Below are 7,497 nucleotides of genomic sequence, written 5' to 3'. Positions count from 1 at the left end.
TCGAACGCCGGCCACAGACACCTCCGGAGACCTTCCCGCTGAACCCGGAACTTCCTGCGAAACCGCGGGTCTGGGCCGCAAAGTCATGTCGCCTGGACCTGCCTGAAGTGGTAAAGGCAAAACCATGAGGAAGGGATCAAAATGCGGGTCGAAAAGCCGGCCGTGGACAAAGTGTGGAAATTGTCCACACCCCGTTTGGCCGGACAAACACGCGATGAGCGCGCGGTCTGGTTCGGAGAAAACAGCTATCCGAGGAAGATCATCGAAGAGAACTCGCCTTCGTCATATCGTCACCACAACCCATGACCATGAATGACTGAGGGCCAACACCTGGCCACCGGAACAGCCAGATAGGACGGCACATACCCCAGATTCAAGCAAGCGGAGGGCCCACCAGCCAGGACCCTGACCCCGCCACCCACACAACCGAATAGGCGATCGCGGCGCCCGGCACAGTCCGCGGCCAGTGTCAGAGGGACCCTCCGAGGGACAATGTTCACACATTAAAGCAAAAACCCCTCTGACGAGGGGTCATGCGTGCCCGAGGTGGGACTCGAACTGCATTCCAGCCCCTGCAAACACTGCGAAGTCCCGGAAACATGTGGAGTCCGGACCGATCCGCGCCACATACGACCCAGTCCGAGACCCAAAGTGTGGACATTGTCCACACTTCCTTTTTGCCCAGTTGACCTACGATCCGATCCGCTGCCGCCCTCCCCTGCAGTAGGCGCGGCAACTCTGAGTTCGGCCACAGGTCGACCCAGTCCGAAGCTCTAAGAGCGCAAAGTACACACCCACCTTCACCAGTCCAAAGCATTTCAGCCGGTACTCCCCCAGGCCCGGGGCGCGGCAGCTCTGTATGATGCACCACGAGCCTTTCGGAACGGAATTCCGGCCATCCAAAGCATCGGGCGCCTGCTGGTGCAGCGGACAGAAGGTTCATTATCCCGCACACCCACCATGCCGCGGACGCTTCTGGCACATTCCACCCAGTGCGCGGGCGTCCCCTTCGGCAAAGGGAAATCTGTCGCGCCGCCGGAATGCACCTTGCTTTATACACCCACACGGCACAGTTTGGGACTTCGCCCAAGGCCTGGGCGTTGCCCAGACTCATCAACGAAGCAGTGTCGGCGCCCCCCAAAGAAATGCCGCCGACACGGCCCCGTCGTGCTACCGGAACTTTGAGAAAGATCCGAGACAAGCGTAAGTGAACATTGCCCGATAAACAATACGGTTGGCCGGTTTTATGAGCGGCCGTTGGTTTGATTTTATTGACTGGGGGGCTCATTTCACGACCACTGGGATTCGTCAGCGCCGGTGATGTGCCTGTCCTAATCAGGGCTAAGACTTACCGCAGAAACTAGCCCGGAAAGGGCCGTCGGGTCCTCGTGTAAATCTCGGTGCATGATTCCTGGCAGAAGGAGAGCCCACATCTCCTCGATCCGTTGCATGACATCAGCACGGCCAGTCAGCACTCCGGAAACCATCTGCACCCCTGTGAACGACGCAACAAGGTATCTGGCAAAGGCCGCGGAGTCGACGGAGGATCGCACCTGCCTTTCCCTTTTGGCCCTATCAGTCAGCTGCTCCATGACGGCGATCCAGTCCTGGTACGGGCCCTGCACCAGCTGGCCGAATGCGCTCGCTTCTAGAGTCAGACGGATGCCCGCACGGACGACAGGTTCGTGAACTAACTTGAGACCGAATGCGCGGCACAGGAGGATCATCGTTGGCAGGGCTGGTCGGTTCTCCGCGAGGAGAGCTTCGCTCTCTGCCACCACGATCCGGTGCTGCTCCTCGATGACTGCTCGGGCCAGATCTTCCTTGGACTGAAAGTGGAAGTAGAGAGCACCCTTGGTCACCTTGGCTGCCTCGGATACCTGAGTCAGACTCGCGCTGCCGTAGCCGTGCTCCTCGAAAACCGCGGAAGCCCCGAAAATTACCGCCTCGCGGGTGGCCTTTGCGCGATCCTGAAGGACCATGAATGTAACCTCAACTCATCCATCCGGCTGCTTCCCGGACCCTCACTCAGTCGATGCCCGCAAGAAGCCGGCATCCTCCTACCGATCGTAGCAATACGGTCAACCGGTCCGATTCGGAGGCTAATGCCAGCGGCCGCCCAGTGAATCGCAGAGAGGCCCGTGAAGTCCCGAGCCTTGGCCGAAGTTGAACAGGCCCCGCATCAGGCTGAGCAGGCCGAAGACCCGGCCCGCGGCCGAGATGACGACCCCGCCGAGGCTCAGGCCGAAGAAGTCAGGAGAGGAGGGCTGGAGCCAGTTGCCGAATTTTCCCTGTGCCGTGTTCTCGCTCATGATCCGAGCACGTCCTTTCCGTCAGCGTTCTTGGCGCAGAAGGGCCTGCCAGGGCCCCGCCCGGCTCCGGGCCGCTGGAGCTTTCAGGGGCGGACATGGCCGTGGTTCCCTGCGCCGTGGGGGCTGCGGGTGCACCGGCCCTGGCACCGCCCGCACCGGCCGCACCGTTGATGACGCCTCCAATGCCAGTCACCAGGCTGCGATCGGTTTGAGAGCAGATGGAATGTAGCCCCGGCCGCAACAACCAGCGCACTGCCGCGGCTCCCGCCGTCCTGGTAGTGGCCGCTCTCCCAGCGCTGATGAGGGCCTACGGTTCCCGCTACCCTGCAGCGCACCAGGCCTTCAGGACATATGGGCGATCCGGCCTATGTTTGCCTCCTGACGCTGAAGGCCCTAGCCACGCGTTGCCAGTCCCTCTCAGCAGAAATCACCGCCACAGACGCCGCACTCGAGGAAATCCTCGACACCTACGCCCCAATGCTTTGCGACCTGCCCGGCGTCGGAACGGAAGTGGCCAGCCAGCTGCTGGTCACCGTGGGCGACAACCCGGACCGCTTGGGAAACGAGGCACAATTCGCTTCGCTCGTCGGGGTCGCACCCATACCGGCCTCATCAGGAAAAACAACCCGCCACCGGCTCAGCAGAGGCGGCGACCGTCATGCAAACCACGCCTTACATTCGGTAGTCGTGGTCCGTATGGCGTCCTGCCAAAGAACCAAGGACTACGTGGCCAAACGCACCGCCGAAGGCAAAAGCAAGCGGGAAATCATGCGCTGCCTCAATCGCTACGCGGCCCGGGAAATCTACCGCCAGATCACCAACCCCCAGTCGGCACCAGACAACACCGACCTGCGCCAACTGCGCACCACACTTGATTGCACCATCACAGCAGCCGCGCTCGAACTTGGCCTATGGCCCTCCAAGATTTCCCTCCTGGAACGAGGCCTGATCCGCGACGATGACCTCGCCGCAATCTACCGCCAGTGGCTAACCAAACAGCAGCCAGAATCCCGAGCTGTGGAGTAGGCCGTTCAGGGGAGGCTATTGCATCACTGAAACCAATAGGACTTAAATCATCTACTGGTTTTGGGCTGGGGTCTGATGAACAAACGAGATCAACTGCGCAATATGGCTTGCGGGGCGTCCCGTTTGTACTCATTCACTCCTTACGCTCAGTCGCTGGGTCTGTTGTCCTAGCTCCCGGCCGTACGACCGGAGCCCAGCGCTTGGGCGACGAGAAGATAAAAGATGTCGCAGAGCTGCCCTTATCGTGGAGCGAGTCGATAAAAGGTTCCAAGTCCCGGATAGTCTCCGCGACCACACGCAAGATGTGATCGTCCTGGCCCGCCACCCGATGATCCTCGAGGACATACGGGTCGGCGATAGCTTGGGTTGCGATCCCATAAGACTGCAGCTTGCCGGTACTGGCAACGTGAATGAAAGCCTCAACCGCATATCCAGCTGCAATGGTGTCCACGCGGGCACTGTAGCCAGTTATCACCCCGTGCCGCTCCAGACGTCGCACTCTGCTAGCGACCGCAGGGGCAGTCAACCCTACGTGCCGCGCGAGCTCTCTGTATCCGAGGCGCGCATCATCCTGCAGCAGCCGCAACAATTCCCAGTCCACGTCATCCAGAGTCACCATGTCTCAAATTTTAGCCCGTCGAGTTTCCAAATGCATATTCTTTGGCTTAAAAACTTTACAAGTTGCCTTCCGCCGACATCGGCCTTCTTCTTAGACTGATGCCATGTTGGAACAATCGCTCTTGGCAACCCGGCAGGTGTAGCGTGAAAGCAAGCTCATGGGGGCTATTTGCCTTGGTTTCGCTCCTTTGGGGAGTGCCTTACCTTTTCATTGAAATTGCACTGAGGGACATCGGACCTCTGTCAATCGCCGCCGCACGTGTAACCATAGCCGCTCTCGTCATGGCGCCGTTCCTGCTGCATCGGCAGCGCTGGCGGGTGCTTACAAAACGCTGGCGCGCCCTGCTGGTACTGGCCGTAGTTGAGGTCGTCGTGCCTTTAAGCCTGATTACGGTAGGACAGCTGTCCGTTCCTTCCGGAACAACTGGTGTGATCATCGCAACTGAACCCATTTTCATTGCGATACTTGCCCCCTTGCTCATCCGCAAGCCTTGGCTGAGCCCATTAGGATGGCTTGGCTTAGTCATAGGGCTTACAGGCGTGACCACTCTCCTGGGGCTCGAAGGTGCAGGACCAGGGGTGCTGCTCATCGCCGGTGCAGCCCTTGCCTACGGACTGGGTGCCATCCTGATTGATCACTGGTTTAGCGATCATGATGCACTGACAGTCGCCGCCGCCATGATCCTGACTGCTGCCCCCCTGCTCATCGCCATTGCAGTGGCGGCCGAACCGATCCGGGCACCCTCGAACACCACGGTATTTGCCCTCATCACGCTGGGAGTTGCGTGCACAGCAGGCGGCTTTAGTGCATTCTTCGCACTCATCAAGTGCGCCGGGCCGACCATTGCAGCCCTCACAACATATACCGCACCGATTATTGCGGTCGTGGCAGGGGTTTTCGTCTTGCACGAAAAGCTGACCCTCTGGCAGGTACTCAGCTGCTCACTGATCCTTGTTGGTGCGGCGTTTATCGTGCGTCCAAGAGGCAGGAGTGGGCGACGGCCCTCAAAAATGAACCCTGCAGAGCAAAGCTCGATCAAACACTAGAACGCGCTAATGAAGTTGGGCTCCGTCTGTGCGGGACTTCGAGAAGGTGGCGGCCGCCACCGAAGAATAGAATCTTCCAAGCGGCCGAAACGATTTGACGACTACAGGAGCATCGTCGTAGACAGATCAGGGCCAGGGCGGCCGGAGCTCTGTGACGGACGCCCTGGACCCAACAGCCGGCCGCGCCAGCGGACGCCCAGACGAGGGCGGGCCCCGCGAGCATGCCTTGAGCGTGTGGGCCTAGATTGATCGTATGAGCGATGAACTGGTGATCAGGCAGGTCTGGCCGGTACCGCGCGGGCATTCGGTGCTCTCGCCGTTTGAGGCATCGGAGGACTTCGAGCAGGTGTGCTGGCAGGCGAACGAAGCCATCGCCGCATCCCCGTCAGACCTGTTCTACACCTTCACCACGGCCGGGCAGCAAGTTGCCCGCCTTATCGTCGTCGATCACCCGGACCTTGATCCCGGTTACGACGTCCTGGAAGCGGCGGAAGGTCTGGAGATTGACATCATGGAAGTCGCCAGCGGGTACCGCCGCCAGGGGCTCGGCACACAGGCCATTGAACTGCTGCGCCGGCAGCATCCCGGCAGGACTGTGTTCGCCAGGCCGCCTGAGAGCGAGGACGCGTTCTGGCAGTCCCTGGGCTGGGACCTCGTACGCCATGCCCAGAACGGGGACTATCCCCCGCTGTTCCTGAAGCGCTGACCAAGACCCGCGGCCGCCGGTTGGGGTGCATTGTCCCGGTTGTGCCCATGGGGGTCAGGTGGAGCCCTCCCCACAGCTCAAGGCTGGGCGGTTTCCAACGACTGTCGCAACAGTCAGGTTTTTGACCCTAGCAGCACGCTGATTGCGGGTGGCAGGACACAAGCCGCGACGCTGATCCTTTGTGTGGAGGTATGCCAGATGGCGCCCCGTCACCGGCGAATGCACAGGACGAGTCTTAGGGAACGTTCCTCGAACATTGTTTCTGCGAAGGTAGTCGGTCTCTGAGTGCGCCCGGCTTGGGACCGTCTTACGGGACAGTTTGTGCGGGCGGGGGTGCGAGAAATATTTGGCTGTGTTTCGTGGGGTGGTGGGTCAGCCCGGGTGCCCGGAAGGGTACCTCGGCCGTCGGTGTACTGCACGGCTGCCCGGAAGCGAGGCCATCGATTCGCTCAGCCGATCGGTACCTTAACTGGCATGAACCTGTACGGACCTCCGCACTCGCGGCCATTGGGATACTCCCCGGTGGGCTCCGTTTCGATAGGAAATGTGCGCGCAATGCGGGAACCCGACGAGAGCGCGGCTTCAACGTAGACAGTTCTCACGCTGGCGGGTGCGACGAGGTAAGGCGCTGACTGGGGCACCATCCACTTGCCATCGGGGCTTTTGGCCACCGGCGCTGGAGTGCAGTCTTCCTCGAAGCAGGCTGCGACCGACGTGGGTTCATGGGAAAATTGGAGCTCCACTGGGCCGACGTAGGCGTATCCCATGGCCGGGCACACCCCGTTCCCCGGCCGGCTAAACAGCAGGAGTGCCAAGGCCACAACGGCGGCACCGACGCCAAGGCCGACTAGAAGTAACCCGCGAGGCTTCATGGTGCGAGCTTAGCCCCGAGAGGCCCCCGCGAACGGAACTGCTTGGGTTCAGTCTTCGGCGTGCCAGGCATCGATCATCACAGTGCCGCGCGGCGAGTTCAACGTGGCGCTGAGCGGCGCGGGGTTGGCAGGCTCGACAGGGGTCGCTAGCACTTCTGGCAGCTTCAACACGTCGAGCGCCTCCTGCGGCAACCCGCGCAATACCAGTTCCTGCAACGTCAAGGGTGTCTTTGGAAGGTGCGCACATGGATGTGCTCCCGCCCACTCGATTAAAGTCGGCAACGCGCCAGCGCATTCGGTACGGCCATCGTCGCGTACTGTGATGCGCCACTTCAACAGGCCGTACGCCGTATCGCGCTGCACTGCCAGCGGCAGGCCGGGGTCGAGGGCGCAGTTGGCCAGGCTCTGCCGCAGCATTTCGATCATGTCCGTCCGCGCGACTGCATGGACCAGTCGGGGCAGTTCGCGCACGGCTTCGCGCAACGCTGGCTGGTCCAGCCCGAACCAGCGGGGCCAACCTGGCGCCGGCGCTTCAGGATCAATCGCGATGATCTCTATGTAGCACTGCGGGAAGCGCACCGTGCTGATGTTCATCACTCGGTTGTGTGTGCCCATCAAGGCGTGTTTGCCGCCACCGGAGGGCTGGACGCCGAACGTGGCCTCGCACCAGGCCGCGCCCTGTTCCAGCGAATCTGCGGCGATGACCAAGTGATCGATGCGCGCGTTCACAGCAACACTATATCGGGCGCGTTTTCGCGCAGGTCACCCCGTCAAGTGCGCCCGAAGGAGATTACCCCCGCCGATCAACCAACGAAATCACCGGGACTGCCCCGGCTTTTGTTGACTCGGGGTCTTAGGCCGCTGTGAGCGCGGTCCGGTTGATTGTTTCATATTCGATTGGCGTGAGTTTTCCCAG

7 protein-coding genes and 1 pseudogene are annotated in these 7,497 nt (G+C 61.1%); 3 read left to right on the top strand and 5 right to left on the bottom strand.

Annotated features, from left to right (window positions below):
- Window positions 1-1,331: 1,331 nt before the first annotated feature.
- Both AB0N24_RS27200 and AB0N24_RS27195 read right to left on the bottom strand, forming a co-directional pair.
- Window positions 1,332-1,982, bottom strand: a complete 651-nt coding sequence (locus tag AB0N24_RS27200; protein WP_364131639.1) for a ScbR family autoregulator-binding transcription factor — start codon at window positions 1,980-1,982, stop codon at window positions 1,332-1,334.
- Window positions 1,983-2,102: 120 nt separating this feature from the next.
- Window positions 2,103-2,312 (bottom strand): hypothetical protein, encoded by a 210-nt coding sequence (locus AB0N24_RS27195; RefSeq protein ID WP_364131636.1) that lies wholly within the window; start codon window positions 2,310-2,312, stop codon window positions 2,103-2,105.
- A 351-nt stretch (window positions 2,313-2,663) separates the two neighbouring features.
- Here AB0N24_RS27195 and AB0N24_RS27190 point away from each other — a divergent pair, with 351 nt between their 5' ends.
- A complete protein-coding gene (locus AB0N24_RS27190; RefSeq protein ID WP_364131633.1) occupies window positions 2,664-3,338 on the top strand; it encodes a transposase in 675 nt (224 codons plus the stop codon).
- 133 nt (window positions 3,339-3,471) lie between these two features.
- Here AB0N24_RS27190 and AB0N24_RS27185 read toward each other — a convergent pair whose 3' ends face one another.
- Together AB0N24_RS27185 and AB0N24_RS27180 are read right to left on the bottom strand one after the other, a co-directional pair.
- Window positions 3,472-3,789, bottom strand: coding sequence for an Lrp/AsnC ligand binding domain-containing protein (locus AB0N24_RS27185; protein WP_364131641.1), 318 nt, complete (start codon window positions 3,787-3,789; stop codon window positions 3,472-3,474).
- Window positions 3,790-3,816: 27 nt separating this feature from the next.
- Window positions 3,817-3,957, bottom strand: a pseudogene (locus AB0N24_RS27180) (AsnC family transcriptional regulator); the annotation flags it as partial.
- Between the two features lie 143 nt (window positions 3,958-4,100).
- On the opposite strand from AB0N24_RS27180, the gene AB0N24_RS27175 reads away from it, so the two are divergent.
- Both AB0N24_RS27175 and AB0N24_RS27170 read left to right on the top strand, forming a co-directional pair.
- Complete coding sequence (locus tag AB0N24_RS27175; protein WP_364131631.1) at window positions 4,101-5,003, top strand: DMT family transporter; 903 nt, start codon at window positions 4,101-4,103, stop codon at window positions 5,001-5,003.
- Between the two features lie 253 nt (window positions 5,004-5,256).
- Window positions 5,257-5,709, top strand: coding sequence for a hypothetical protein (locus tag AB0N24_RS27170; RefSeq protein WP_364131628.1), 453 nt, complete (start codon window positions 5,257-5,259; stop codon window positions 5,707-5,709).
- 920 nt (window positions 5,710-6,629) lie between these two features.
- Here AB0N24_RS27170 and AB0N24_RS27165 read toward each other — a convergent pair.
- Window positions 6,630-7,310: a VOC family protein gene (locus AB0N24_RS27165; protein WP_364131625.1), complete on the bottom strand. Its 681-nt coding sequence runs from the start codon at window positions 7,308-7,310 to the stop codon at window positions 6,630-6,632.
- Window positions 7,311-7,497 lie beyond the last annotated feature (187 nt).

This window comes from Arthrobacter sp. NPDC093128 (assembly GCF_040683875.1).
GTDB lineage: Bacteria > Actinomycetota > Actinomycetes > Actinomycetales > Micrococcaceae > Arthrobacter.
The sequence above is the reverse complement of the archived record's forward strand: the minus strand, read 5'-3'. Positions and strand labels throughout refer to the sequence as shown.